Below are 25,292 nucleotides of genomic sequence, written 5' to 3' on the forward strand. Positions count from 1 at the left end.
CTATCTCCTGTCCGTGATCTTTCCTGCCACGGCACAGGCCGCCGCCGTTGCAGGGGAGGCCAGATAGATCTCTACCTTTGAAGTACCCATCCGTCCTAAGAAGTTCCGGTTATTGGTCGCCACGACCCGTTCCCCGTCACTTAGTATCCCGCCGGTCCGTCCGCAGCAAAGGCCACAGCCCGGATGGGTGATGATGGCTCCGGCTTCCGCCAGAATTTTCAGCGTGCCGCAGGCCGCCGCCTGCTCATAGACCTTCCGGCTGGCCGGGGTCACGATCAGCTTCACAAAAGGCGCCACCTTTTTGCCCTCCAGCACCTTCGCCGCCGCCTGCAGATCCTCCAGACGCCCATTGGTACAGGAGCCGATAAACACCTGGTCAATGACGGTCCCCTCCAGCTCGCTGACGTTTCGGATCTTATCAACCTGGGACGGGCATGCCATCACCGGCACAAATTCCTCCGCCCGGTAAGTCATAGTCTTTAAATATACAGCGTCCGCGTCGCCTTTTAACTGTTTCTGGAATTCGTCCAGCTCAATCCCGCAGTACTCCGCCGTCTTCTCATCCGGCGTAAACAGAGCGCACTTTGCCCCCGCCTCGATCGCCATGTTCGCCATGGTCATACGGCTGGAGATGGACATCTCCTCCACGGTACTTCCGGTAAACTCAAGGGCCCGGTAGGTGGCTCCGTCCGCCCCCAGATTCCCGATGATCCGCAGGATGATATCCTTGGACATGACCCCCTCCGGCAGCGTCCCGTCGATCTGGATCCGGATGGTCTCCGGAACCTTCACCCAGAGGCTTCCGGTTCCCAGGATCGCCGCCATCTCCGTGTAACCGATCCCGGTGGAAAACGCTCCCACACAGCCGTAGGTCGTGGTGTGGCTGTCCGTCCCAAATACCACATCCCCGGGCTTCACATACCCTGCCTCCGTCATCAGCTGGTGGCAGATGCCGTCGCTGCGGTGGATGTTGCGTATCCCGTACTGTTCTACGAATGCATCCCCGATCTTATAATGGCGGGTATCGTCCTGCTGGCTCGCCGGCACCAGATGATCGTAGATCAAAACTACCATATCCGGATCCCAGAGCTTTGCAAATCCCATCTCTTTAAACTTATCTACAATAAACGGGATCATGATGTCGTCCAGCATTACCCGGTCCACATTCACGGTCACGATATCGCCCGGCTTTACGGACTGGGCGCCAATATTGCGGGATATGATCTTTTCTATGATTGTCTGTCCCATGTTCTCTATCTCCTCGCTGCACTGTCTTTTTTATCTGATCGGCTGTCAGGTAAGCCCGTTGCGCTTTCTCATGGCCTTCACAAGCCCGCCTGCATTTATGATCTCCACCAGATTGTCCGGCAGGGATGCGATCGGGTATCTCTTGCCATTGTAGTCCACATCCTGATTGACCGTGACCGTAATGGAATCCCCTTCCTTCATATCATCATACAGATCCGGCTGTTCGATCAGAAGCAGCCCGTTGTTGATGGAATTGCGGAAAAAGATGCGTGCAAAGGATTTGGCGAGGATACACCGGATCCCCAGTGCCTTTATGACCTCCGGCGCCTGCTCCCTGGAGGAACCGCAGCCAAAATTCTTGCCCGCCACAATGATATCGCCCGCTTTGATCTGTGCGGCAAGCTCCGGTCTCAGCGGAGAAAAGCCGTACTGCTTCATATCGTCTATTGTCTTCAAGGCCAGGTACTCCGTGGGAATGATGATATCCGTATCAATATCATCTCCCAGTACCCAGACCCTGCCTGTAAACTGTTCCATATCGTCTGTCCTTTCTTTTCGCAGATCACTGCATCACAGCATATCCGCCGTGCAGATCTCTCCCTTGACCGCAGAAGCCGCCACAGTAGCCGCCGACCCCAGATACACCCTGGAGCTGGGATGACCTGCGCGTCCCTTGAAATTTCTCGTGCCGGTGCTGATCAGGACCTCATTCTCCCCGATCACGCCCTGGCAGCTTCCCCAGCAGACGCTGCAGTTGGGGTTCATCACGATCGCGCCGCTCTCCATAAAGGTTGCGATCAGCCCTTCCTCCAGAGCCTGCAAATAGACCTCCTGGCTGGCCGGAACCACCAGAAAACGCACATGATCGGATATCTTTCTGCCCTTTACAATGGCAGCTCCCACCCGAAGCTCATCGATACGCCCGTTGTTGCAGGAGCCGAGGAATGCCTCGTCAATATGTACGCCGCAGACTTCCCTGGCAGGAACCACGTCGTCCACGAAATCCGGTCTTGCCGCCACCGGCTGGATCTTCGACAAGTCAAAGGTGTACTCTCTCTCATACACCGCGTCCGCATCGCTTTGAAACACCGCCTTCGGCTCGCGCCCGCGTGCCTTTAAGTACGCAAGGGCGATCTCATCCGCCTCAAAGATGGCGGTCTTTGCCCCAGCCTCCACTGCCAGGTTACAGAGCACCATACGGTCGTTGACGCTTAAATTCTTTGTCCCCTCGCCCGTAAACTCCATCACCTGGTAATTGACGCCGTTGGCTCCGATCTCGCCGATGATGGTCAACATCAGATCACGGGGGTACACACCCTCAGGAAGCTTCCCAACCAGATTGAACTTTACAGTTTCCGGCACAAGAACCCAGGATGTCCCCGTCACCATGCCGTACAACAGATCCGTGCAGCCCACACCAGTACCAAAAGCCCCCAGCGCGCCATAGGTGCAGGTATGGCTGTCCGCTCCGAAGATCAGCTCGCCGGGCCTTACATAATGCTCCATCATGATCTGGTGGCACACGCCTTTCCCTTCCCAGAAATCAATCCCGTTCTCTCTTGCAAAATCCCGCATCTTTTTCTGGGACGCCGCTGTCTTTGGGCTGTCGGAGGGAACGTTGTGGTCTACGATGAACACCATCTTTTTCGTATCCGCAATATGGGGGTGTTTCAGTTTATTGTGATACATATCCACCGTTAAGTGGGTGGTCCCGTCATTGCTCATCATCCGGTCCAAATTCACCGTATGGATATCTCCCGCCTTCACCTCCGGCACTCCGGCAGCGAGAGCTATGATCTTCTCTGCTATCGTCATTCCCATAACTTACTCCTCCTCCCTGTTCAGTGATGCGATCAGCCCGCCCTGGCTCAGTATGGTCTGCATATACTCCGGCAGCTTCGTACAGGAATAGGTGGTTCCATTGGCTTTCGCCACGCCCTCCGTCAGAGACAGCTCCATCTCATCCCCGGTCTGCACCGCATCCGGCAGCTCCTTGCACACGATCACCGGCAGACCGATGTTGATGGCGTTGCGATAGAATATACGGGCAAAAGACTTTGCCACCACTGCCTGGACTCCCAGGGCCTTAAGCACGCTGGGCGCCTGTTCTCTGGAAGAACCGCAGCCAAAATTCTCCCCGCCGACCACATAATCGCCCGGCTTCACCTTGCCCGGGAATTCCGGGTCCAGGGACTCAAATGTATGTACCTTCATCTCCTCTATGTTGGGCAGCAAAAGATATTGGGACGCTATGATCTGGTCCGTATCAAGGTCATTATGAAATTTAAAGATCTTACCCACTGACATCTTATCCTCCTGTCATCCCGCCTTTTTCTTCATGTTTTCCATGTGACGTCCAGGGTATTTAAACCCACAATGTTCTATTAAACGGCACATGTACGGCGGGAACTTTTTTCACGAATCGATTGTATTATAACATCTCTATTGCTATAATAACAATAGATAATACTCATAGTTATCATAACAGTCAGTTATAAGGAGAACCACATGGACCAGAACCTGTCACAATACCGTATTTTCTATGCCGTTGCAAAGGCCGGAAACATCTCAAAAGCGGCAAAGGAGCTGTATATCAGCCAGCCTGCCATCAGCAAATCCATCAGCAAACTGGAGGACAGCTTAAACACCACGTTGTTTACCCGCAACTCCCGCGGCGTGCAGCTCACGGAGGAGGGACAGGTCCTGTTTGAGCACACCCAGGCGGCCTTTGACGAACTGAACATCGGCGAACAGGAGTTAAAGCGGATCCGGGAGTTCAATCTGGGACACATCCGCATCGGCGTCAGCAACACCCTGTGCCGTTTTATCATGGTGACTTATTTAAAGGGATTTATTGAAAAATACCCCCATATCAAGATCACGATCGAGAGCCAGTCCACCACCCACACCCTGTCCATGCTGGACCAGCAGCGCATCGACATCGGCCTGGTGGCGGAGCCAAGACCCCAGAAGAACCTGGTATTCCTGCCGGTGATGGAGATCGAGGACATCTTTGTGGCAACGCCCAGCTATCTTGAGAACCTGCGGCTTCGGGAGGGCGCGGACGCGGACGTGTTCCAGGTGGGCAACATCATGCTGCTCGACAAGAACAATCTCACCCGCAATTATATCGACGACTACATGAGCCTCAGCCATATCACCGCCAACAGCCTGTTGGAAGTGACGACGCTGGATCTTTTGATTGAATTTGCCCGGATCGGGCTGGGGATCGGATGTGTGATCAAAGAATTCGTGAAGGATGATTTAGAGAGCGGGCGGCTGGTCGAAGTCCCCCTTGACACTCCCATACATAAACGGACGATCGGTTTTGCCTACCACTCAAACCGGACTTCCAAAGCCCTGGAAACCTTTATTGATTTCTGCCGGACGGAGCCTTGACCGCCCGGCAGTTTTTATTCTTGATGAGATGACGTTTCCTGCCGGATATCGGAGTTCATGCTCTCCCGGACGCACTTCAGCGCCTCGCCGATATCGCCGGAAATACAGACAGACCTCGCCTCAATCTCCTCCGGGACATATGCTTCCGACAGATTGATACATCCGTAGACAGCATGTTCATTCTGAAGGGTCATCTGCCAGAACGGGTATTTGATGATCCCGGGGGTATTCATCCCCACTCCCAGCTCCAGAAACAGGATGCGCCCTCCCTCGTGCTGATCCATGAAATCCTGGTACCGGCCTGCAGCCACATGCCAGCCCTCGTCCTCCACAAAGGTATTGTCCACCCTCAAGTTCATGGTCATGGGCGCGCCGCAGACCGGGCAGTAAGGAATCAGCTCCGACGGGATGCGCAGGTCTTTTTGCTCCGTCACCATCCGCCTCACCGTCTGTTCATTGTCATAGGTCCTGCGGTGGCACGGCACGGAACACTGCCACAGCCCATAATCCCCCTGAGTATAAAACAGATGGTCCTTATCAAACCCGGCAGTCTGAAACTGGTGGTCCACATTGGTCGTAAGGACAAAATATTCCTTATCCTTTACCATACTTAAGAGTTCTCTGTAAACAGGTACCGGGGCGTCCACATAACGATTGTAATAAATATGCCTGCTCCACCACGCCCAGTATTCTTCCAGCGTGCGGTATGGATAAAACCCGCCGGAATAGATATCCGTGATCCCGTAATGATCGGCAAAGTCCTGGAAATATCTGTGGAAGCGCTCACCAGAGTAAGTAAAACCTGCCGAAACAGACAAGCCTGCCCCCGCGCCTACCACCACCGCCTCAGCTTTCTTTAGACAGTCAGCCAGCTCTGCGGCCGCGTTCGTGGTATGATCCCGGCAGCCTGCCGCGTTCTCTGTCCGGTCACAGCAGCCGTTCATAGATCTCTTTGTCCCTGTCTTTAAAAACATTGAATATAACCTCCATCTCCGTGCCTGTTTTCCTGCGGAATGCATCGACAGTTTCTATGGCGGTCTCTGCCGCCTTTTCATTGGGAAAATGGAACTCCCCGGTGGAAATACAGCAGAATGCGATACTCCTCAGCCCATAATTCGATGCCAGCTCCAGGCAGGATTGGTAGCAGGATGCCAGCAGCCCACAATCTTCTTCCGTTAAATCCCCGTACACAATAGGCCCGACTGTGTGGATCACATAACGGCACGGAAGATTGTACGCCTTTGTGATCTTTGCCCCTCCGGTATCCTCCGCACGCCCCTGCCGCCCCATAACCGCAGCACATTCCTGCCTGAGCTGTACCCCTGCTGCCGAGTGGATGGCATTGTCAATACAGCCGTGGCAGGGAATGAAACATCCCAGAAGCGCGCTGTTAGCTGCATTCACGACAGCGTCCACCTGCAAACGGGTGATATCCCCCTGCCACAGATAGATCCCATCCCGGACAGGCTCCAGATCCTCCGGGCGCACGATCCCTTTTTCTCTTGTTTCTTCATTCAGATAAGCATCCTGGATCTGTAAAAATTCTTCTGTGACCGGCTTCGGCGGACGGACGTTCATCAGAGAGCGCAGAAGACGCTTCTGCTCCGGTACGGATCCCGGCACCCGGATCCTGTTATATTCAGAATCTTCCTCCATCAGATATTTGATCAGCCACAAAAGCCTCTCCTGCTGTGTCATACCTATATCCTCCTGCCTCTTGAATTCCCGTCTCTTAAATCGGTCTGTTCCGTCACTCCTCTGCCACAAAATCACTCCCGCAGAAAACTCTCCGTCACCGCAAAAATCACTCCGCCACCACTGAAATCCTCTGCCGGATATGTTCTCCGTTTACCGCCTCATCCACCAGCGCAGCCGCATAATCCGCATAGCTGATCACGCTCTCGCCTCTGGAATTCAGAGTCAGCTCCTCTCCGCCCATAATGTATCTGCCGGTCCTGGCCCCATCCGCCTGGAAATCCCCGGCGGGGCTTATATAGGTCCATCTCACATCCTCCCTGGCGCGAAGCTCCTGCAGCGCTTTCCCCATATTGGACGCCAGCGGCTTAAACATATCCGGGAAATCTGCTCCGTCCATCACCTGAGCGGTGTGCACCTTGTTGACGTACAGGCTGCCCGCCCCTCCGACGACCAGCAGCCTGGTATCACTGCCGCTTAAGATATCACAGAGATGCTTTAAGGAACTGCTGTGCAGCGGCAGGGTTTCCGGTGTCCACGCGCCGAACGCGTCCACCACCACGTCGAAGCCTTCCAGATCGGAAGCCGTCAGATCAAAAAGATCTTTCTGGATCACCTTCTCTGCCAAAGACTGGTTTGCGCCGCGCACTACAGCCGTCACCTCCAGCCCTCTGTGAAGCGCCTCTTTCACAATAAGCTTCCCTGCTTTTCCATTTGCACAGACTACTGCTATTTTCATAAGAACTACCTCCTGAATTTTGTGTGATTTGTTTACACGGCTATTGTAAGCCCCGAAACAGAATATGTTAAGTACGCACAAAATTGTGGGATAGTTACTTTGAGGAAACGAATGGAGTAAAAACTTCAAACGCCACATATTCACGATCAAAATGATACCCCAGCTTCTCCGCCAGCGCAAGAGACCCTCTGTTCTGGGCGTCCCAGCTGGGATACAGCCCTCTCCCTAAACATTCTAAGATCAGCTTCGCGCCGCAGGCTGTTGCAAGCCCCTGTCTGCGGTATTCCTGTTGTGTGTCGATCTCAATCTCAATTCCGTTTTGATAGGAACTATAGGAGGATGCCCCCGCCACGGGAATACCATCTTTGAGAACTGCCACTCCGATCCCCAGATCACGGTACCTTCCATAATCCTCGTAATTAGACACCAGATCCCTGCTCCAGCCATGTTCCCTGCACCAGTCGTAGTATACTTCATCAATCAACTGAAGACGATACCCCTCCTCCAGGCTGTTCACCATTTTTGCAAGCTTTTCACGGTCAAAGATCCCTGGCTCTTTTTTCGTGGCATAACGCACTGTCTTTTTGGCCTTTTCTCCAAAAGCGGTCTGGAGCACTGACGCCCATGCCTCATTTTGAGGGATCATAAGGCGAAATTCACCGACGCCCTCCTTCGGCTCAAACAGTGCCAGTTCTTCTGACGGCTTCCCCGCAAAAAACCAGAAATCCCCCAATACCGCCACGGCAGATTCCGGCATTTTTAAGTCATCGGCATAGACCACGCCCATTACCTTTTGCAGACATGACCAGATCAGTGTCTCCTCCCATCCGGCAAAGAGCGGCTCTGCGCATTCTGTTTTCTCCAATTTATAAATCATATCTCGATCACCATTCCCGTATAGATCTGCTCGGCCCGTTCTCCCAGTTCTTCTTTCAAGATCTCAAATGCCTTTTTCCCTGTACAGTGGCCTGTGTAGATCTTCTCAATCCCCGTATCCCGAACCCCGGCTGCAAGGGCGCGCACCTGCGCCTCTGTGGACGCATAGAGATGAAAACCCCCAAACAGCGCGTAAATATGCTTGTCCGGATATGTTTTCGCAATCTCCCGGATAATATTGTCCGCTCCGCCATGAGAGCAGCTGTTGCATATGACAAGCCCTTTTTCCGTGTCAAATACCAGGCTCTGCTCATGAGCGAAACAGTCCGGCTGCCAGGCTCCGTCCTTTTTTATGTACATGCCAGCCTGTTTGCCAATCCGCGCCAGTCCCTGCGTCTTGTGGGGGATCAAAGTCACGCCCGGAAGCAGCTCATAGTCCCCTTCCACAAATACGATCCGGTCCTGATACGTTTCCAGAACCCCCCTGTGGATTCCAATATATTTGGAGAAGATCCATTTGCGGCTATAGCAGTTCTCCGCTGCCCCCTTCCGGAGATAAAAACTGGCTCTGTCATTGTGGGCAAAAAAATCACCCATCCCATCCGCATGGTCATAGTGAGCATGAGAAAGAACGCCGTATTCCACCTGTCCAATGTCACAGCCCATGGCCTCCGCATTGGATGAAAACTTGCCCGTAGCTCCCGCATCCAGCAGAATATGATGGTCCCCATATTCGATGAAGGCCGCAAGCCCCCATTCGGATTTCAGCTCATTCTTTTTGATATTGTCAACCAGGACTCTGATCTGCATATGTCTTCTCTCCCTATTCCTTTTCATCCAACATCTCAATTCTTACATCAAAATACTGTTCCTGGAACTGTACCTGCTTCCGGATCTCCTCCTTTGTGAAGTATGCGTGTTCCGGAACCACCACCCATTTATCCTCCACATCGTCCTTTCGCCGGATCACGGCAATCAGTTTTCCCGTAAACTCACTCACCGCTTCATGAATGCCCAGGATATAAGCATCTTGCTCCTCTCCATCCGGCGCCATGACACCCTCCACATATCCGTAATTGACCGGATAAAATAAATCCGGGTGCTTCGGATGGTATGTCCCCAGCGCCCGGTCCACTTTCACTGTCACAATATTATTGTCCATATTGCCACCAACCTTTCCGCCTGGATCTATTATAAACCTGACGGCGGAAAAGACGCAACAACATGTTTCACATTTAAAAACCGCCCCAGCCAGCAAACTCCTGCTGCCCGGGACGGCCTTCCCATCACTCTGATATCAATTAGTTATTAATCAGCTTATCGCTTTCATTGTTCCAGCTGTACAGCTTACGGATCTCCTCACCGATCTTCTCAGACGGATGCTCCTGAGCCAGCTTGCGCATCGCCTTGAAATGAACCTGACGGCCTGCCGGGGACATATCAACCAGGAACTCTTTTGCGAAGGTGCCGTCCTGGATGTCGGAAAGGATCTTCTTCATGGCCTTCTTGGTATCATCGGTAATGATCTTCGGTCCAGTCACATAATCGCCGTACTCAGCGGTGTTGGAGATGGAGTATCTCATGCCTGCAAAGCCGGACTGATAGATCAGGTCTACGATCAGCTTCATCTCGTGAATGCACTCGAAGTATGCATTTCTCGGATCATAGCCAGCTTCTACCAGGGTCTCAAAGCCTGCCTGCATCAATGCGCATACGCCGCCGCACAGAACTGCCTGCTCACCGAACAGATCGGTCTCGGTCTCGGTGCGGAAGGTGGTCTCCAGAACGCCTGCTCTCGCGCCGCCGATGGCCAGGGCATAAGCCAGAGCCATATCCAGCGCCTTGCCGGTCGCATCCTGCTCTACTGCTACCAGACACGGAACTCCCTTGCCCTCCTGGTACTCGGAACGAACGGTATGGCCCGGTCCCTTCGGAGCGATCATGGTCACATCCACGAACTTCGGCGGGTTGATACAGCCGAAATGGATATTGAAGCCATGTGCGAACATCAGCATGTTGCCTTCCTCCAAGTTCGGCTCGATGTCCTTCTTGTACATATCTGCCTGCAGCTCATCATTGATGAGGATCATGATGATATCTGCCTTCTTTGCCGCCTCAGCTGCGGTATAAACCTCAAATCCCTGCGCCTCTGCCTTTGCCCAGGACTTGCTGCCCTCGTAAAGGCCGATGATCACGTTGCATCCGGACTCTTTTGCGTTCAGTGCATGTGCATGTCCCTGGCTGCCGTAACCGATCACTGCAATGGTCTTACCCTCCAGTAAGGATAAATTACAATCTTCCTGATAATAAATCTTTGCCATGTTCTCTCCTCCTCAGAAATCTCTGAATCTCTTTTTGTGATTAAATTTATGCGTAAAAGGTCCGGCGCCGACGGCTCACTGTCCGCCTTTGGCATCTCCTTATCGCTAACCTATGTAACTCCGCTTGAACCCAATGCCGGCTTTTTAGTCCGCCCCTGCATCTGACCGCACCCGCAAAAGCTGCCGCTGTTATGGCAGGTAACGGATATCGTCGGAACCGCGGGAAAGTCCCGTAAGTCCGGTTCTCGCCAGCTCCAGGATCTCATAATCCTCCAGCAGATTGATCAGGGCATCTAACTTGGACTGGTCTCCAGTCAGCATGACTGTCAGGGAATCCTTCCCCACATCCACGATCGTAGCGCGGAAAATATCGGAAATAGCGCTGACTGCCTGCCGCTGGCTTGCATTGGCGCGCACCTTCACCATGATCAGCTCCCGATAAACGGAATGGCCCGGTTTCAACTCCTTAATGTCGCGGACGTCCTCCAGCTTGCGCAGCTGCTTTTCAATCTGCTCCAGGATATTCTGATCCCCATAGGAAACCACGGTCATCCTGGAATAACGCTCGTCCGCAGTCACGCCTACCGTCAGGCTGTCAATATTGTAGCCACGGCGGGAAAACAGCCCTGCAACACGGCTCAAAACGCCCGCAGTATTGTCCACCAACAACGATAACACGATTCTATCCATGCTTTTCACCCTCTCTTATCAAGTACGTTTAATCATAACAATCCTGGTACTATTTGTCAACTATATAAAAGGAATGTGTAGTATTCCTGTCGGTTATAGTCTGCTATCATCTCACCATATCCCTGGTGATCTCAGACAGAGAATGGGCGCCGCACATGGTCATGGTATCCTGAAGCTCCGCTCCCAGACGGCTGACCAGTTCCTCAACGCCTTCCCTTCCCCCGCCGTACACAGCAGTGACAAACGGGCGGGCGATCAAAACGCCGTCAGCCCCCAGCGCCAGAGCCTTAAAGATATCTACACCGCTGCGGATACCGCCATCCACCAGAATGATCATAGAACCTTTCACAGCCGCCGCAATCTCAGGCAGTACCTCAGCCGTGGATGGACACTGATCCAGCACACGTCCGCCATGGTTGGACACCACGATCGCGGAAGCCCCTGCTTCCTTTGCTTTCAGCGCGCCCTTCACTGTCATCACGCCTTTTACAATGAACGGAACACCGGCATCTCTTATGATCTCAGCCAGTTCCTCCACTGTCTTGCTTCCAGCAGGCGGAGTCATGTTTTTCAAAAACGGAAGACCGGCTGCATCCACATCCATGGCTGCCGCAAAAGCTCCGCAGCCGCGCACCAGCTCCATCTTTTCTTTCACGGTGTCCGCATTCCAGGGTTTCACAGTCGGTACACCGATACCGCCCGCACTGCCGATGGCTTCCGTAGCGGCCCGCATTACCTCCGGGTTGGTTCCGTCCCCCGTAAAAGAGGCAATCCCGGCTGCTGCACAGGCGCTCACCAGCACATCATTGTAAGAAGCATCATTATAACAGTCCCCATAATGCAGATTCACTGCTCCAACCGGGCCCGCAAAAAACGGATAGGCAAACTTCCTGCCAAACAGGCTGAGGGTGGTGTCCACCGGACGGTTCTCACAAAGGGTATCCATCTGCACCCGGATCTCCTTCCATTTATCATAGTTCCGGATGGCCGTATCTCCCACGCCCTTAGAACCCGGCCCCGGTATCTGGTTTCTGCAGACCCGCCCGTTGCAGACCTCACACCCCTTGCAGTATGCACCCAGACGGGTCCTCGCCTGGTCAAGTATCTCTTTCTGTGTCATGTTCATATCCTCCTGTATATTTTAATTTTATCTGACCTGTATTCTTATCCCAGGGCCACATCCAGTATCATCATCACCAGAAACCCCAGTGCAAATCCAAGGGTCCCCATGTTGGAATGCTCACCCTCCGCCGACTCCGGTATCAGCTCCTCAACCACCACATAAAGCATGGCACCGGCTGCAAATGCCAGAAGATACGGCAGGACCGGCACCACGATCTTCGCTAAAAGGATCGTAATCAGCGCGCCGATCGGTTCCACAATCCCGGACAGGGTACCCAGCACAAAGGCTTTCCCCCGGCTCTTTCCTGAGCTCCGCAGCGGCAGGGATATGATCGCCCCCTCCGGGAAGTTCTGGATCGCGATTCCGATCGCCAGTGCAAACGCCCCCGCAATGGATATGGGCGCATCCCCTGTCAGGATACCGGCAAATACCACGCCTACCGCCATCCCCTCGGGGATATTGTGCAGGGTCACCGCCAGGACCAGCATGGTCGTCTTCGCCAGATTGCTCTTCATACCCTCCGGCTCATCGCTCCCTATATGCAGATGCGGGATGATCTTATCCATCAAAAGCAGGAAGGCCATCCCCACCGACAGTCCCACTGCCGCCGGGATGAACGACAGTTTCCCCATATGCTCCGACATCTCCATGGCTGGGATCAAAAGCGACCACACCGATGCTGCCACCATAACCCCGGATGCAAAACCTAAAAGCGCCTTCTGGACCTCCGGTTTGATCTCATTTTTTACAAAAAACACACAGGCCGCTCCGAGAGTGGTTCCCAGAAACGGTATTAATATTCCGGCAATAATCTGAAACATCTCCTTGCTCAAAAGTTTTCACCTTCTTTCGTTCTATCATTACTATATGTCAAAATCACCAGTTGGTCATCTGAAATCCCTGTTCCTCCTTAAGAGGCATGTCCGATGTCTCCATGTCATCTATAGAAATATAGGGCTGGCGGTTCAGCGCCGACACCAGATCCCACACTGCAGCTTCCTCGCCCTGGGCTTCCAGCTCCACTCTTCCGTCCCAAAGGTTGCAGACGGTCCCCGTAAGCCCCAGGGACCGTGCCAGACGCACCGCCTGATAACGGAATCCCACGCCCTGGACCCTTCCTGAAAAATAAAAATGTTTTCTCACCTTCATGAAACTGTCCCCGCCTTTCTCACCTTTGCCGGATCTCCCACCACGCGTTTAAACAAAAGCGCAAAGGCCGCGGCGGACACCAGGGTGCCCACAAAATCCGAGACCGGCTCCGTGTAGAATACGCTGGTCACGCCGCCAAAGCGGGGGATCAGGAATACTCCTGCCAGAAATACGGCCTTCCTCCAGAGGGACAGGCTGATCGCCACGTGGGAAATACCCATTCCGGTAAATCCGTCCACAATGGTATACTGCACCGCCAGCGGGATCACCCCCAAGGTAAATACCCGGATGGCCCACACCGTCAGGCGGATATATTCTTCATTCCTTGTAAAGATCCTCACAAAAAACTCCGGCACAAGCTGCGCCGCGAGAAACATGACCGTGGTAAAAATAAGCCCCAGGCTGACGATACACTTTTCCGCCCGCCAGATCCGGTCCGGCCGCTTTGCGCCATAATTGTATCCCAGGATCGTCTGGGTGCCGCTGGTGATCCCACCAAGCGGCATGGTCACCATCAGCATAAAGCTCTGTACGATCGTGGCGCAGGTGAGAAGCGTATCCCCCTGCCCCGGCCCGCCCAGCTTCTGGATCGTGGCATTGAGTGAAATGATCAGCACACTGTCCAGGGAGATGATCACAAACGGCGTCATGCCAATCTGGAGCACCCGCTTCATGACCTGCCAGTCATAGCCTTTAAAGGTGATCCGGATCGGGATCCGGTCCCCAAATAAAAACAGGAGCACATAAGCGCAGGACAACAGCTGGGACAGCACCGTAGCCAGAGCCGCGCCGCGCACGCCCATGTGCAGCACAAAGATAAAAATAGGGTCCAGCACGATATTGGCCGCGGCCCCCAGGATCACCGACTTCATCCCTACCTTTGCATAACCCTGGCAGATGATAAACTGGTTCATCCCCGTACTCATCAGTGCAAACGCCGTGCCCAGCAGGTAAACCGTAAGGTATTGCACCGCATAGGGAAATGTGGATTCCCCCGCCCCAAACCACCACAAAAGCTTTTCCCGGAGCAGCAGGGAGCCTGCGGTTAAAACGACCGACAGCACCGACAGCATCAGGAAGCAGTTGGCAAGGATCTGTCTCGCCGCACGCTCATTCTTTTCCCCCAGACGGATACTCATGAGCGGGGCGCCGCCCACTCCCACCAGAAATGCAAAGGAGGACACCAGCGTTACGATCGGGCCGCACACACCCACTCCAGCCAGCGCCACCTCTCCGGTACCCTGGATGTTGCCAATGTACATCCGGTCCACGATACTGTAAAAGACACTGACAAACTGGGCCAGCATGGAGGGAATCGCAAGCCTCCACACCAGCCCTCGGATATCGTCCGTGTCCAGATTGTTCTCAAGCCTCATAGGAAAAATTCCGGTTCCTTTCTGTCCGAACAGACTTTTTTCAGTTTCTGGCGTACCGCCATCAAAAGCAGGGAGCTGACCTTTCTGGCCCCCCTGGGACAAACTCTGACACAGCGCATACAGGAAATGCAGCGCTCCTCGTCAGTCACCTTCGCATCCGTGCGGGAAATCGCCTGAACCGGGCATTTGCGGATACAGATCCCACAGCCATTGCAGGAGGAACCTACCCTGATCTTCATCGGTACGGTATGGTACGCTCTGTATGGACGGTTGCCCTTTACTGTGATGCCCGGCAGATAATGGCTGCCTGCCACCGTGGATAAAAGCCCGTCCACCTGCTTCCCAAAACCGCTTATCAGTTCCCGGTCCCGGTCATCCGGACGCCCGGCTGCAATGGTGCGCACAATATTGTGCTCCGTGACCACCGCTGCCGCCGCCGCTGGCACAAACCCCTGCTCTGTCATAATGTCCTTCAGCTCTATGAGCGCGTCCTCATAAGCCCGGTTGCCGTAAGTGACCACCAGGACCGCAGGCGTGTTATGCCCATGCAGTCTTTTGAGGCGCCGCACCGCCGTCTCAGGCACTCTGCCCCCATACACCGGCACGCCCACCAGCACCGCTTCATTCTCCGTAAAACCATAATCCGGCCGGGTCTTCACCGCATCGGTCAGATCAAGGCTCTCCCTGTTTCCATGTATCTGCTCTGCGATCAGCTCCACCACATGCCTGGTGCTCTCGGTGGGGCTGAAATAAATACTCGTGACCTGCTTTAAATTCATAGACTTATCCTCCTGGTAATCCGCTTCCCGGTCAGTAATGCCCCGCCTCATGCTCTTCATTGAGCCAGGCCACCGCCTCCCAGATCCCATCCGTAGTAAATGGAAACTCCCGGCTGTGCTTTTTCTCCTCCGGGGTCACCTCAAAATTGAACGGTTCCGGCCAGATGACAGCCAGCAGGACCGTCTCTGTCTTCGCGGGCGTTTCCTCCGTGGCTTCTTCCACTGTTTTCTCCAATTTCTGAAGCTGGTAGCGCATCCCCTGATAGCTTCCGGTAAAACGGCTCTTCTTTAAAAATGGTATGGAAATATCGCCATGTAAATCAATCATAATTTGTTCTACCCCGTATGTCAAGTTTCTCCCTCTAATATAAGTTTTTTGACGGGATTTGTCTATGGATTTTTGTGTAAAACCAGTTTGAATTTTTTTGCCTGGATCATTTGGCATCAAATTATCTGGGTAGAGGTCCAGACGGCAGATTATCACAGAGTTTATTGAGCAGACGGTTTAACTGTATTCTTTCATCCGGCTCAAGGCAGGATTCCGCCGTCTGGTTCCAGTTCCTGGGCACATCGCGGATGACCGCCATCTGCTCCTGGCCTTTTTCCGTTAGATACAGGCAGTAACTTCTGCCGTCCCCCTCCCGCTGCGCCTTCCTAATATACCCCAGATCACAGAGCTTTGTCACAGCCCGCGTCACATAGGCCTTGTCCGCGCCCAGGCTGTCCCGCAGGTTCACCAGGGAACAGCCCGGAAAATGACAGACATAGAGCAGATAGAGGTACAGCCCGTTGGTCAGCCCATAAGGCTCCAGCTGTTTCTCGCTGTACTGTTTAAAGCTGCGGTTCAGGATTCCGATACAGCGCGCGGTGCTGGCCGGTTCCTGTTTCAATGTCTCCTGCCCCAATGTCTCTTGCCTCATTGTCTCCTTCTTTCCCATATTTTCTCTCCCCCATCTCATCCTAACGGCAGGATTTCCGTCACTGTAAATACAGTCCCTGCCTTCACAGCCGGATCTGATTCCGCCAGTTTTTCGAGAATTTCCTCATCCTGTTCCAGCTCCAGCCACAGCCTTGCGCCTATATTGCGCTCCTCCTTGGACTCTGCGTCCGGGTTGTAGATATAATAGCCTGCCATAGCGTTCCCTGTCCTCCTGGCATTGGACTTACTCACATTGTCCGCCCAGGTGAAATAAATGTGGTCCTCCCCCGCCGTACCGGGCACCGCCACGATCAGGTTTGGAGTCCCGTCCTCATTGACTGTGGCAATGGTACAGCCGCCCTTTCTCGCTTCTATAGCCGCCCAAAGCTGCTCCCTGTCCAGGGAAGAATCCTTATAAAACACCTGGGAAGCGGAGGAGACTGCGTCTACCGGTTTTTCAGCAGATGCTTCCTGTGCCGCTGTATCCTTCACACCGCAGCCTGCCATCAACAGTATGCCGGCTGTCACAACTACCGCCGTCATTATTTTTCTTCTTCTGTTTTTCATCTCTTCCTCCTTCTGGATCCGTCCTTCGTTCCCGATCCCCACCCTGTCTTATGAATGCCTGTGCAAAATACATCCGATGGGCCGGCCGCCCCGCAGGGCGCCCATGCACAATTGATTGCAGTACCGGCAGTAAAGGATTTCATCTGTTATGCCCTGTTCCACTTTTTCCGGCCATCGTGCATCTGCGATCAGCTGGCGTGACATACCCACCAAATCAATGCCGTCCTCCAGGACAGCCCGCACGGTTTTCGGGGCCTGAAGCTTCCCGACTGCGCAGACCGGACGGTCTGTATACTGTTTCACAAGCTTTGCCAGCCCTGCGAAACATCCTTCGCCGGGCAGAAGCCGGTGGTTCCTGCGGGGGATCGTATTCTCCACGTCCGTGTGATTGGCGAGAGTGACATGATAGCTGTCCACACCGCATGCATCCAGCTCCCGCACAAACTCCGGGACCTCCGTCTCAGAGATACCTCCGCGCCCCAGATGTTCTTTCTCCATGCGGATCGTCAGCTTATAGTCCACCGGCAGCTCCGGCTCCTTCTCCCGCACGGCACGGACAATCCGACGGGGCAGTTCCACATGGTTTCCAAACAGATCCGCCCTGTGGTTGAACAATGGAGAGGTGAAGCTCCCCACCAGCCTGTCCCCGTGAATCTGTACCATGTCAAAGCCTGCCCTTCCAGCCCGCTCTGCCGCCGCTGCAAACGCCTGGATGATACGCTCCACTTCCTCCGCCGTAAGCCTGTCACAGTACTCCATGGTATTTTCTGCCAGCAGTTTTCTGATCTCATCCGGCGAAGGCCCTTCTTCTCCCCGCGCCTTCAGATAAAGCCCACGGATATAGACCGGATCATATTCCGGATGGAACAGCTGGGCGCTGACCTTACAGCCGTATTGATGACACAGGTCTGCGATCCGCTTAAACCCATCCAGATATTCCTCCGAGTCCAGCCCCGGCGCTCCCATCATAGACGGCGCCACCGACAGATCAGCTATCACGATCAGCCCGGCTCCTCCTGCCGCGATCTCCTCATATGCTTCCGGACCTGACGGCCCCATGGAGGTCGGCGCGAAAACAATCCGGTTTTTTAAACGCACATTTCCTATCTGCAGCGGGGTAAACAGTTTTTCCATATCATCATCCTCTCCAGCTGATCCAAATTTCAGACCTGTGATCCTTTCGTTTTAGTAAGTTGACTTTATCAACTATATGGCAGTATAGCATATTTAGTTGATAATATCAATTATTTTCAAAGGACGTATTTATACACATCTTTAAAGAGGATTTTTACTTCTTATTTTTTAAATAGCAACGATAGGCCTCCCCCGTAAATCTTGACGCGCCATCCCCATAGAGCTTATCAATAGCCGCAATGAGTGTGTCATTATGGAGGTATCCGTCAATCATCACATCCCAGTAATTTTCCCCCATATCCATATTCATACTGGTTTCCTCCCCCAGCTCCATAAGCCTTCTGATAATATCCTGCACCTCATCTGAGGCCGGGTCTCTTTTAATGTCCTTATACAATTCATCCTGGAGCTGTTTATTCTTTTCTACATATCCCTTTTCTTTTATTTCCTGCATATGCTCCATATGTTCCGAAAAATGAGCCAGATTATCCTTCATTGCTGCCGTATACTTTTCGACGCTTCCATAATACCTGACCGCAGACTTGGCGATCTCCTCCTCATGATCTCTGGCTCTCTGGATAAATTCATCAAATGCCTCCATGCTACCCCAGTATTTCCTGACAGCCTCCGCTTCCTCAGACCGAAACTTCTCCAACGTCTCAATATATTCGCTGAGATCAAACTCCTTGAAACTCATGTGTGTTTCCCCCTTTTCCAATTTTTCTAAAAGCGACAGCAGCCGGTTCAGCCGGTCCCGCTTTAATTCCAGCAAGGTTCTCTGCTTCTTAAACGCCTCCACCCTGTCAAATCCAGGATCCTCCATGATCATCCTGATGTCCTTGAGAGAAAAATCCAGCTCCTTAAAAAACAGGATCTGCTGAAGGACCTCCAGCGCCGGATCATCATACAGCCTGTATCCTGCCTCCGTAACCTGCGTGGGCTTAAACAGGCCGATCTCATCATAATACTGCAGTGTCCTGACACTGATCCCGGTCAGGTCCGCAACCTCTTTTACGGTCCTCATATATATAATCTCCTTCCTGTGTGCTGTTTTTCTGTAACTGATTCCATATTACTCTATCACGCTGCGTAAGGGTCAAGGACTATTTCTTACAATTTATGAAAAATTTGTGTATATTTCCGCTTGACCCTTGAACGGTTCCAACCTTTATAATATAATAACTATATTTCATCTACTACTATAGAAATGAGGAGAATGCACTATGAGATTGAATAAAAGAACAAGAAGCATATTATTATCCGGGATGATCGGAGTGATGACCATTTCCACCGCTTTCCCGGCATTGGCCGCTACCGGATGGACCACCGTGGGAGACAAGACGTACTACTACTATGACAACGGACAGATGGCGACCGGACTTCTGGCGCTGAACGATACATATTATTACTTCCTGGACGACGGCTCCATGGTAAAGGGCTGGCTGAAGCTGGACAACGACTACTATTACATGCAGAACGACGGTAGCTTAAGCACCGGCTGGGTCAACATCGGCAGCGACTGGTACTACATGCGTCCGGATTCCGGCAAATGTGTGCTGAATGAGGCCAAAGAGATCGACGGCTCCTGGTATTTCTTAAAGAGCGATGGCAAGCGCTTGAGCGGCTGGCTGAAGAAGGATGGCGGCTTCCGCTATATGAATCCGGAAGACAATGGCCGTATGCTTGTGAACACCTCCAAAGTCATCGACGGCGTTACTTATGCCTTTGGTCCGGACGGCGTATGCACCACCGGTGTCCAGGTAGCCAACTACTATGACGCAGACGCTGTTGCCGAGCAGATGAACAATGCCAACAACACCGACAATACCACCAAAACCGAGACTGACGAATATGGCAAAAACAATGTGATCGTTGCCGGTGACCGCCGGTAAACAGCTCTCCACATCCCCCATATAACAATAAGATCAGCCACACAAATGCGACTAACGCAGCTGTGTGGCTGATCCTTTATCTGTCTCTCAATCTACTGTCCTAAGCTTCCTGTGTTACTGCCTACGGTCTCTGGCCCGGCGGCTGATCTGACTGCTCCGCCAGGATATTGGATATCTTCTGTATCATCTCGTCTTCCTTCAGCCGGAATTTGATCTCCACCCGGCGGGACGCTTCCATGTCCACATCCAGGGACGGATTCAAATAGATCGGATTGCTGAAGGATCTGCCGTTGACTGTCATCAGCTTCTGGAGCTGGGCGATCTTATCTCCGCTCAGCCCATTCTCCGGATCCATGCAGAACTGCGCCACGGCGCTGGCCCGCTCATAGGAGAGTACCATATTGCTCTGGTAGCTTCCGATGGTGTCCGTATGCCCTTCTATGATGATCTCCGCCACATAATTCCGGTAGCTGTCCTGCAGGAGCACGCCCAGATACATGGGGATGATCCCTTTTAAGGTATTCTTGCTGCTGTCTGTCAGCGTTGAGCTGTTGTACTCAAACAGCACGTCCGAGGAAAAGGTGATGGAACCAGTCTGTGGATCCACCTTCATGCTGGAATTGTTGAACTTGGCCTGAAGCTCCCCGATGATATCTGTCCGTATCCCCACAATATCCTGCAGCTCGCTTTTGGTGGCTGCAAGCTCTTCCCTGGCACTGTCGATCTCCGCATAGGCGGCGTCCAGCTCCTCCTGGGTCATAGCCGCTTTGTTGGACTCCTCCTTAAGCTTCTGCAAAGATGCCGCCAGATCCTTGTTGGACTTCTCGATCTCCAGCCGGTAGTTCTCCAGATTTATCCGGGCCTGTTCCAGATTCTCCTGAGCCACATTGAGATCCTGCTCGGTCCGCTCCAGGTCCGTCGTCTTTTGTCTGTAGATGGCAAGCGTGATGGCTATGATCAGGATAAAGATCAAAAGCAGCGCAGCCATCATATCCGAGTAGGACTGCCAAAAGCTGTGTTCCGTAAACGCTGCCCGTTCTCTCTGTTTATTCTTCATACTGTACCTCTCTTCCGCAAAATGCTCACGCTTACCTTCGCTCCAGCGACTTCATCTGCTGAAAGGTATACAGTTGGCTTCCGATCTCCTGATCCAGATTCCTGCAGGTGTCAGCCAGGATCTTCCGCTGCGTCTCCAGTTCCCTGGCAAACTCGTCCTGCCTGGAACTGATCTGCCCAAACGCATCCAGGATCGCCCGGTTGGCCGCCAGAAGTTCCCTGGCTGTCATCTCCATCTCACGGCAGTTCTCCGCGCCGGTCTGCTGGGACTCTGCCACGCTGTTCAAGGTCCAGCCCAGCTTCTCAAAATCAGCGCCCATGGTTTTCGTCAGTTCTTCCGTAAACTGTCTCACCATCTGCTCCACGCCCTGGGTATGCTCTGCCGCCCTGCCCTTCAAAAGCTCCACCACAGACTTCATGGCATTTGCCATGTTGGCCTGGTAGACCAGCATAACGGCGCTGTTCTCATCGGTGGTGGACACCTGCGGCATCACACATTCCCGGAATACCATCTGGAAATGGGACAACTTCTCATAGGCATCCGCCATGACCGCCCGGTAGGCCACATTGAAGATCAGAGAAAAGAAGATGCCGTACACTGAGGTATGGAACGCCACCTTCATGCCCTCCAAAAGAGGCCCCACATTGTCTGAGATCGTATAGATATCGTTCCCATTAAAGGAGTTTAATCCCAGGGAAAGGCCGATAAAGGTACCGAGGATACCAAGACCTGTCAGTGTCCCGGCAATGCTCCCGTTAAAATGGGTCATCCCAATCTCGTCCAGCAGGTCCTCATTTATGTACTCGTCCAGGTCGCAGGTGTTGGTCATGCGGTGCCCCTTCTCATATCCCTTCAGGCGGGTCCTGTACCTGTCAAAGGCCTCCTCCAGAAGTGGATTGTCAAACACCTTCTTCCTGTCGCGGTACTCCTCCCACAGGCAGCCGCCTTTGATGGAATACTCCTTCTGCATCAGTTCTCCGGCCTTTGCCAGCACGTCGGTGCAGGAATTCAGCCTTCCGAAGCTGATAAAGGATATCACAAACAGAACGCCGATGATCAGCAGGAATACCACATTGATCAGCACATTGCTCCAGGACAGCACCTTCCCCGTAAACACTCCGTTGATATACAGAATAAATCCTACCATAACAAAATACAGTCCAAAAAGAACATAATACAGCTTATTTTTCATCACCCACTCCATTTCTGCGCACTCTGCGGCTTTGGAAACGACTGCCTGCACCGCGCCTCATTTCTACATTTTCTGTCATAGTATTACACTATCACAAAATGCCGTCTATCACAATATGGTTGGGAAATCTTAAGCAAAATGTAATGAGCTGATTTACGTCCGATAGCGCTGTTGGGACAGACCTGCAAGATACCTCCCGGCTGCGGCGCCCGCCTCTGCCCCAATCAGATTATAGCCCTCCTGCTTATAGTGGTAAAGATCCTTCATAAGCCCCATCTCCCTCAAGTTTTTAAACCCACGGGACACCATCACCACCTGCGAAATCTCCTCCGCCAGTTCTTCCTGGGCTTCCTGCACAGGCTCATAGAGCTGTGGTTCATCCCTCTGGTCTCCGATCCGAATCAAAAAAATCTGCTGAACCCCAAACTCAAGCCAGGACCGGAAAAACAACGCTGTGTTCTTTTTATATTCCGCCGCCGTCATTTCCTGGTCCCCATCCGTACATCCCTGACACCATGCCATACTCACTGACCGTACAGGATATCCATTCCCTGAAAGCCAGCTTTCAGCTCTCTCACAGCGTTCAGCCGCATCCAGCCAGAAAGGTGTCCCCGGCATCCACTGCAGGATACTGGAGCCGCCCTTTGAGCAGGACACTCCAACCACCGGCACACGCGTTTTCTTATAACATGCATTGATAAAAGAAGACACCATGGAGCCGGTCTTCATCCCCGGTTCCCATACGCCTGCCGGGTTATTTTCCTCAGCTCCGAACGGTTCCGACACCGGCATAAGCCGGTCCGGTGCACTGACCGCCCGGTACTCATACCCGACGCCCTCTTTCACAGGCGGCGCAAGCGAAAGATCGTCCCCCCTCCCTGCCATATTGCTCTGGCCCATAAAAAGGATCAGGTCCACCATTTTCATTCCTTCTTACCTCCACTGTCTAATGATACGTTTAAACTATACCATATGGGACATCAAAAAAACAACCCTGTGCGGAGCAGATGGATCATGGCTGCTGTTACAATTCATTTAACCTATACCAGGACTCACAGCTTTGCCAGCTCCCGGTAACTGTCCCTGAGCGCCAGATACAGCCCGTCATACAGGCGGTGATATGCTTCATACCGCTCTGCATCTCCGGACGGGACGGTGCTCTCTGCCGCCGTGACCAGCCGCTCGCAGGCCGCCGGCACGGATTCGTATATCCCGCAGCCGACTCCGGCCAGGATCGCAACGCCCAGAGCCGGCCCTTCGGTCTGTTCCACGGTCTTCACTCCGCAGCGGTACAGATCCGCCAGCATCTGCCTCCAGACAGGGCTTCTGCCTCCCCCTCCGCAGGCCATCATCTCGTCCACCTGGATTCCCATCTCCTTCAGGATCTCATTGCAGTCGCAGAGCGAATAGGAGACGCCCTCCATCACGGCGCGCAGCAGATGTGCTTTGGTATGGATCGCGGACAAGCCGAAAAAGACGCCCCGGCAGTCCGGATCCAGGTGCGGAGTCCGCTCTCCCATCAGATAAGGCAGATAGACCAGCCGGTCGCTTCCCGCAGGAACCTCTGCGATATCCCGGTTGATGAGATCGTAAACGTCCACTCCCAGGCCCCTGGCCTGTTCCGTATAATCCTCACAGAAATTGTCCTTAAACCACTTTAAGGACAGGCCCGCCGCCTGAGTCACTCCCATCACATGAAAGGCTCCCGGAACAGCACAGCAGCAGGTGTGGACACGTCCCTTCGGGTCGATCGTCACCCGGTCGCTGTGGGCAAACACTACCCCGGAGGTCCCGATGGTGGTAAACGCCGTCCCGTCCTTCACTACACCGGTACCCACCGCCGCAGCCGCGTTGTCCCCGGCTCCGCCGACCACCTTTGTGGCTTCCGACAGGCCAGTCTTTTCCGCAATCTCTGGAAGAACCGTACCGGTGACCTCGCAGGATTCATAAACCCGGCCCAAGAGAGCCGGATCGATCTCCAGCCTCTCAAGCACCTCCTGGGACCAGCGCCGGTTCGGGACATCCAGAAGCTGCATTCCGCTGGCGTCAGACACCTCCGTCGCAAAGTCTCCAGTCAGAATATAGCGGATATAGTCCTTGGGCAGAAGGATATGCCGGCACCGCCCATAGCATTCCGGCTCATTTTTCTTCACCCACAGGATCTTTGCCGCCGTCCATCCCGTCAGGGGCGGGTTGGCTGTGATCTCGATCCAGCGCTCTTTTGGCAGGATGCGCAGCATATCCTCCACCTCCCGCCCGGTTCTCTGGTCGCACCAGATGATGGACGGGCGGATAACCTCTCCCGCTTCATCCAGCATCACAAGACCGTGCATCTGACCGGAGATCCCGATCCCCTTGATCTCCTCCGCCGGGACCGCCGCCTCCTCCACCACCCGCTTTAAGGTGGCAAGGACCGCGTCCCGCCAGTCCTCCGGCCGCTGCTCCGCCCAGCCGTTGTGCGGCTGATACAGGGGGTATTCCTGTGAGGCCGAAGCTGTAACATGCCCTTCCTCGTCAAAGAGGACCGTCTTGGTCGCAGACGTCCCCACATCAATTCCAATAAGATATCTCATCCTGCCACTCCTTTTATTTCGCTATAAACGATTTTCTCTTGCTCACCACGTCAAAGATAACCGCCGCCAGAAGAACGCCGCACTTTACCATCTTCTGCAGGTTCTGATCCACGCCCATGATGCTCATGCCCAGGTTCAGTACGCCAGGAAATACACCCGGTTGGTATTGATTCCGGACAGCTTTGCAGGGTACCTCTTCGCCCGTTTCTGCTTTCTCCCATACATTACCACAAAAATATAAACCAGACAAGCCAGCATCCCTGCCAGGCTCCCACCAGCGCCCCGCTCTCTATCATCATCTTACCGCCGATGGTTCCCGCAAAGTAGACGACGGAACCGACGGAAAGGTCGATGTTGCCTGTTTACCTGCAATGATGGTATCCATCCGGTTCTGAAACTTTTCAAAATCCCAGTTTACCGCTGTCGATGTATGGCTGAAGAACGTCCATGGCTCCGCCGAAGAAGAAATATCAGAAATGAAAAGCTGTGTAAATGTATAAGTAAAACAGCAGCAAGCGCCCAGTTTCTGAGCACCTGCTGCCATACAATTCTATTCTCATAGT

29 protein-coding genes and 1 pseudogene are annotated in these 25,292 nt (G+C 53.4%); 2 read left to right on the forward strand and 28 right to left on the reverse strand.

Going from position 1 to position 25,292, the window contains the following annotated elements:
* From AB1I67_RS17175 to leuD, 4 genes are read right to left on the reverse strand one after another with little or no spacing between them, the layout of a single operon-like run.
* A complete protein-coding gene (locus AB1I67_RS17175) occupies positions 1–1,248 on the reverse strand; it encodes a 3-isopropylmalate dehydratase large subunit (RefSeq protein WP_367031186.1) in 1,248 nt (415 codons plus the stop codon).
* 45 nt (positions 1,249–1,293) lie between these two features.
* Entirely contained in the window at positions 1,294–1,785 is a 492-nt protein-coding gene (locus AB1I67_RS17180) for a 3-isopropylmalate dehydratase (RefSeq protein ID WP_367031187.1), read from the reverse strand.
* A gap of 33 nt (positions 1,786–1,818) precedes the next feature.
* Positions 1,819–3,069, reverse strand: coding sequence for an aconitase/3-isopropylmalate dehydratase large subunit family protein (locus AB1I67_RS17185; RefSeq protein ID WP_367031188.1), 1,251 nt, complete (start codon positions 3,067–3,069; stop codon positions 1,819–1,821).
* Between the two features lie 3 nt (positions 3,070–3,072).
* Entirely contained in the window at positions 3,073–3,555 is a 483-nt protein-coding gene (gene leuD, locus AB1I67_RS17190; RefSeq protein WP_367031189.1) for a 3-isopropylmalate dehydratase small subunit, read from the reverse strand.
* Positions 3,556–3,756: 201 nt separating this feature from the next.
* Between leuD and AB1I67_RS17195 the strand changes: the two genes are divergently transcribed.
* Positions 3,757–4,647 (forward strand): LysR family transcriptional regulator, encoded by an 891-nt coding sequence (locus AB1I67_RS17195; protein WP_367031190.1) that lies wholly within the window; start codon positions 3,757–3,759, stop codon positions 4,645–4,647.
* 14 nt (positions 4,648–4,661) lie between these two features.
* Here the strand turns inward: AB1I67_RS17195 and AB1I67_RS17200 are convergent, their stop codons facing one another.
* From AB1I67_RS17200 to AB1I67_RS17285, 18 genes are all read right to left on the reverse strand, one after another.
* Positions 4,662–5,621, reverse strand: coding sequence for a Sir2 silent information regulator family NAD-dependent deacetylase (locus tag AB1I67_RS17200; protein WP_367031192.1), 960 nt, complete (start codon positions 5,619–5,621; stop codon positions 4,662–4,664).
* Positions 5,575–6,345 (reverse strand): protein-ADP-ribose hydrolase, encoded by a 771-nt coding sequence (locus AB1I67_RS17205; protein WP_367031193.1) that lies wholly within the window; start codon positions 6,343–6,345, stop codon positions 5,575–5,577. The genes AB1I67_RS17200 and AB1I67_RS17205 overlap by 47 nt, the downstream gene beginning before the upstream one ends.
* A 106-nt stretch (positions 6,346–6,451) precedes the next feature.
* Positions 6,452–7,081: an NAD(P)-dependent oxidoreductase gene (locus AB1I67_RS17210; RefSeq protein WP_367031194.1), complete on the reverse strand. Its 630-nt coding sequence runs from the start codon at positions 7,079–7,081 to the stop codon at positions 6,452–6,454.
* 94 nt (positions 7,082–7,175) lie between these two features.
* Positions 7,176–7,958 (reverse strand): GNAT family N-acetyltransferase, encoded by a 783-nt coding sequence (locus AB1I67_RS17215; protein WP_367031196.1) that lies wholly within the window; start codon positions 7,956–7,958, stop codon positions 7,176–7,178.
* Positions 7,955–8,767, reverse strand: coding sequence for an MBL fold metallo-hydrolase (locus AB1I67_RS17220; protein ID WP_367031197.1), 813 nt, complete (start codon positions 8,765–8,767; stop codon positions 7,955–7,957). Before AB1I67_RS17220 ends, AB1I67_RS17215 begins: the two co-directional genes overlap by 4 nt.
* Before the next feature lie 13 nt (positions 8,768–8,780).
* Complete coding sequence (locus AB1I67_RS17225; protein ID WP_367031198.1) at positions 8,781–9,119, reverse strand: inorganic pyrophosphatase; 339 nt, start codon at positions 9,117–9,119, stop codon at positions 8,781–8,783.
* A 139-nt stretch (positions 9,120–9,258) separates the two neighbouring features.
* Positions 9,259–10,278 carry a ketol-acid reductoisomerase gene (gene ilvC / locus AB1I67_RS17230; protein ID WP_367031200.1) on the reverse strand — a complete coding sequence of 340 codons (1,020 nt, stop codon included), beginning with the start codon at positions 10,276–10,278 and terminating at the stop codon, positions 9,259–9,261.
* A gap of 189 nt (positions 10,279–10,467) precedes the next feature.
* Entirely contained in the window at positions 10,468–10,968 is a 501-nt protein-coding gene (gene ilvN, locus AB1I67_RS17235) for an acetolactate synthase small subunit (RefSeq protein WP_367031201.1), read from the reverse strand.
* 106 nt (positions 10,969–11,074) lie between these two features.
* Positions 11,075–12,088 (reverse strand): alpha-hydroxy-acid oxidizing protein, encoded by a 1,014-nt coding sequence (locus tag AB1I67_RS17240; protein ID WP_367031203.1) that lies wholly within the window; start codon positions 12,086–12,088, stop codon positions 11,075–11,077.
* A 44-nt stretch (positions 12,089–12,132) separates the two neighbouring features.
* The gene (locus AB1I67_RS17245; RefSeq protein WP_367032635.1) at positions 12,133–12,912 is read right to left on the reverse strand and encodes a ZIP family metal transporter; all 780 of its coding nucleotides are present in this window, start codon (positions 12,910–12,912) and stop codon (positions 12,133–12,135) included.
* Between the two features lie 55 nt (positions 12,913–12,967).
* Positions 12,968–13,240 (reverse strand): acylphosphatase, encoded by a 273-nt coding sequence (locus AB1I67_RS17250; protein ID WP_367031204.1) that lies wholly within the window; start codon positions 13,238–13,240, stop codon positions 12,968–12,970.
* A complete protein-coding gene (locus AB1I67_RS17255) occupies positions 13,237–14,616 on the reverse strand; it encodes an MATE family efflux transporter (RefSeq protein ID WP_367031205.1) in 1,380 nt (459 codons plus the stop codon). Before AB1I67_RS17255 ends, AB1I67_RS17250 begins: the two co-directional genes overlap by 4 nt.
* Positions 14,613–15,395, reverse strand: coding sequence for an EFR1 family ferrodoxin (locus AB1I67_RS17260; protein WP_367031206.1), 783 nt, complete (start codon positions 15,393–15,395; stop codon positions 14,613–14,615). The genes AB1I67_RS17255 and AB1I67_RS17260 overlap by 4 nt, the downstream gene beginning before the upstream one ends.
* A gap of 31 nt (positions 15,396–15,426) precedes the next feature.
* Entirely contained in the window at positions 15,427–15,723 is a 297-nt protein-coding gene (locus tag AB1I67_RS17265; RefSeq protein ID WP_367031208.1) for a hypothetical protein, read from the reverse strand.
* Positions 15,724–15,844: 121 nt separating this feature from the next.
* Positions 15,845–16,333 (reverse strand): MarR family winged helix-turn-helix transcriptional regulator, encoded by a 489-nt coding sequence (locus tag AB1I67_RS17270; protein ID WP_367031209.1) that lies wholly within the window; start codon positions 16,331–16,333, stop codon positions 15,845–15,847.
* A 17-nt stretch (positions 16,334–16,350) separates the two neighbouring features.
* Positions 16,351–16,881 (reverse strand): hypothetical protein, encoded by a 531-nt coding sequence (locus AB1I67_RS17275; protein WP_367031211.1) that lies wholly within the window; start codon positions 16,879–16,881, stop codon positions 16,351–16,353.
* 48 nt (positions 16,882–16,929) lie between these two features.
* A complete protein-coding gene (locus AB1I67_RS17280; RefSeq protein WP_367031213.1) occupies positions 16,930–18,015 on the reverse strand; it encodes an NADH:flavin oxidoreductase in 1,086 nt (361 codons plus the stop codon).
* A 154-nt stretch (positions 18,016–18,169) separates the two neighbouring features.
* Positions 18,170–19,039, reverse strand: coding sequence for a MerR family transcriptional regulator (locus tag AB1I67_RS17285; RefSeq protein WP_367031215.1), 870 nt, complete (start codon positions 19,037–19,039; stop codon positions 18,170–18,172).
* Positions 19,040–19,238: 199 nt separating this feature from the next.
* Here AB1I67_RS17285 and AB1I67_RS17290 point away from each other — a divergent pair, with 199 nt between their 5' ends.
* On the forward strand, positions 19,239–19,907 hold the full coding sequence (locus tag AB1I67_RS17290; RefSeq protein WP_367031216.1) for a hypothetical protein: 669 nt from the start codon (positions 19,239–19,241) through the stop codon (positions 19,905–19,907).
* A 121-nt stretch (positions 19,908–20,028) separates the two neighbouring features.
* On the opposite strand, the gene AB1I67_RS17295 is transcribed toward AB1I67_RS17290, so the two are convergent.
* The 6 genes and pseudogenes from AB1I67_RS17295 to AB1I67_RS17320 all read right to left on the reverse strand — a co-directional run bounded on the left by AB1I67_RS17295 (position 20,029) and on the right by AB1I67_RS17320 (position 25,273).
* Positions 20,029–20,964, reverse strand: coding sequence for an OmpA family protein (locus AB1I67_RS17295; protein ID WP_367031217.1), 936 nt, complete (start codon positions 20,962–20,964; stop codon positions 20,029–20,031).
* Positions 20,965–20,995: 31 nt separating this feature from the next.
* Positions 20,996–22,156 carry a MotA/TolQ/ExbB proton channel family protein gene (locus AB1I67_RS17300; protein WP_367031219.1) on the reverse strand — a complete coding sequence of 387 codons (1,161 nt, stop codon included), beginning with the start codon at positions 22,154–22,156 and terminating at the stop codon, positions 20,996–20,998.
* A gap of 153 nt (positions 22,157–22,309) precedes the next feature.
* Positions 22,310–23,083, reverse strand: a complete 774-nt coding sequence (locus tag AB1I67_RS17305) for a sialate O-acetylesterase (protein ID WP_367031220.1) — start codon at positions 23,081–23,083, stop codon at positions 22,310–22,312.
* A 125-nt stretch (positions 23,084–23,208) separates the two neighbouring features.
* Positions 23,209–24,729 (reverse strand): xylulokinase, encoded by a 1,521-nt coding sequence (xylB, locus tag AB1I67_RS17310; protein WP_367031221.1) that lies wholly within the window; start codon positions 24,727–24,729, stop codon positions 23,209–23,211.
* 13 nt (positions 24,730–24,742) lie between these two features.
* Positions 24,743–24,874: pseudogene (locus AB1I67_RS17315) on the reverse strand (sugar ABC transporter permease); the annotation flags it as partial.
* Between the two features lie 150 nt (positions 24,875–25,024).
* Complete coding sequence (locus AB1I67_RS17320) at positions 25,025–25,273, reverse strand: hypothetical protein (protein WP_367031222.1); 249 nt, start codon at positions 25,271–25,273, stop codon at positions 25,025–25,027.
* Positions 25,274–25,292: the final 19 nt, after the last annotated feature.

It is taken from the genome of Clostridium sp. AN503 (genome assembly GCF_040719375.1).
GTDB lineage: Bacteria > Bacillota > Clostridia > Lachnospirales > Lachnospiraceae > Brotaphodocola.

Coding starts and splice junctions, on each gene's coding strand:
- AB1I67_RS17175 (WP_367031186.1), bottom strand. CDS start 1,248: ATGGGACAGACAATCATAGAAAAGATCATATCCCGCAATATTGGCGCC.
- AB1I67_RS17180 (WP_367031187.1), bottom strand. CDS start 1,785: ATGGAACAGTTTACAGGCAGGGTCTGGGTACTGGGAGATGATATTGAT.
- AB1I67_RS17185 (WP_367031188.1), bottom strand. CDS start 3,069: ATGGGAATGACGATAGCAGAGAAGATCATAGCTCTCGCTGCCGGAGTG.
- leuD (WP_367031189.1), bottom strand. CDS start 3,555: ATGTCAGTGGGTAAGATCTTTAAATTTCATAATGACCTTGATACGGAC.
- AB1I67_RS17195 (WP_367031190.1), top strand. CDS start 3,757: ATGGACCAGAACCTGTCACAATACCGTATTTTCTATGCCGTTGCAAAG.
- AB1I67_RS17200 (WP_367031192.1), bottom strand. CDS start 5,621: ATGTTTTTAAAGACAGGGACAAAGAGATCTATGAACGGCTGCTGTGAC.
- AB1I67_RS17205 (WP_367031193.1), bottom strand. CDS start 6,345: ATGACACAGCAGGAGAGGCTTTTGTGGCTGATCAAATATCTGATGGAG.
- AB1I67_RS17210 (WP_367031194.1), bottom strand. CDS start 7,081: ATGAAAATAGCAGTAGTCTGTGCAAATGGAAAAGCAGGGAAGCTTATT.
- AB1I67_RS17215 (WP_367031196.1), bottom strand. CDS start 7,958: ATGATTTATAAATTGGAGAAAACAGAATGCGCAGAGCCGCTCTTTGCC.
- AB1I67_RS17220 (WP_367031197.1), bottom strand. CDS start 8,767: ATGCAGATCAGAGTCCTGGTTGACAATATCAAAAAGAATGAGCTGAAA.
- AB1I67_RS17225 (WP_367031198.1), bottom strand. CDS start 9,119: ATGGACAATAATATTGTGACAGTGAAAGTGGACCGGGCGCTGGGGACA.
- ilvC (WP_367031200.1), bottom strand. CDS start 10,278: ATGGCAAAGATTTATTATCAGGAAGATTGTAATTTATCCTTACTGGAG.
- ilvN (WP_367031201.1), bottom strand. CDS start 10,968: ATGGATAGAATCGTGTTATCGTTGTTGGTGGACAATACTGCGGGCGTT.
- AB1I67_RS17240 (WP_367031203.1), bottom strand. CDS start 12,088: ATGACACAGAAAGAGATACTTGACCAGGCGAGGACCCGTCTGGGTGCA.
- AB1I67_RS17245 (WP_367032635.1), bottom strand. CDS start 12,912: ATGTTTCAGATTATTGCCGGAATATTAATACCGTTTCTGGGAACCACT.
- AB1I67_RS17250 (WP_367031204.1), bottom strand. CDS start 13,240: ATGAAGGTGAGAAAACATTTTTATTTTTCAGGAAGGGTCCAGGGCGTG.
- AB1I67_RS17255 (WP_367031205.1), bottom strand. CDS start 14,616: ATGAGGCTTGAGAACAATCTGGACACGGACGATATCCGAGGGCTGGTG.
- AB1I67_RS17260 (WP_367031206.1), bottom strand. CDS start 15,395: ATGAATTTAAAGCAGGTCACGAGTATTTATTTCAGCCCCACCGAGAGC.
- AB1I67_RS17265 (WP_367031208.1), bottom strand. CDS start 15,723: ATGATTGATTTACATGGCGATATTTCCATACCATTTTTAAAGAAGAGC.
- AB1I67_RS17270 (WP_367031209.1), bottom strand. CDS start 16,333: ATGGGAAAGAAGGAGACAATGAGGCAAGAGACATTGGGGCAGGAGACA.
- AB1I67_RS17275 (WP_367031211.1), bottom strand. CDS start 16,881: ATGAAAAACAGAAGAAGAAAAATAATGACGGCGGTAGTTGTGACAGCC.
- AB1I67_RS17280 (WP_367031213.1), bottom strand. CDS start 18,015: ATGGAAAAACTGTTTACCCCGCTGCAGATAGGAAATGTGCGTTTAAAA.
- AB1I67_RS17285 (WP_367031215.1), bottom strand. CDS start 19,039: ATGAGGACCGTAAAAGAGGTTGCGGACCTGACCGGGATCAGTGTCAGG.
- AB1I67_RS17290 (WP_367031216.1), top strand. CDS start 19,239: ATGAGATTGAATAAAAGAACAAGAAGCATATTATTATCCGGGATGATC.
- AB1I67_RS17295 (WP_367031217.1), bottom strand. CDS start 20,964: ATGAAGAATAAACAGAGAGAACGGGCAGCGTTTACGGAACACAGCTTT.
- AB1I67_RS17300 (WP_367031219.1), bottom strand. CDS start 22,156: ATGAAAAATAAGCTGTATTATGTTCTTTTTGGACTGTATTTTGTTATG.
- AB1I67_RS17305 (WP_367031220.1), bottom strand. CDS start 23,083: ATGAAAATGGTGGACCTGATCCTTTTTATGGGCCAGAGCAATATGGCA.
- xylB (WP_367031221.1), bottom strand. CDS start 24,729: ATGAGATATCTTATTGGAATTGATGTGGGGACGTCTGCGACCAAGACG.
- AB1I67_RS17320 (WP_367031222.1), bottom strand. CDS start 25,273: ATGGCAGCAGGTGCTCAGAAACTGGGCGCTTGCTGCTGTTTTACTTAT.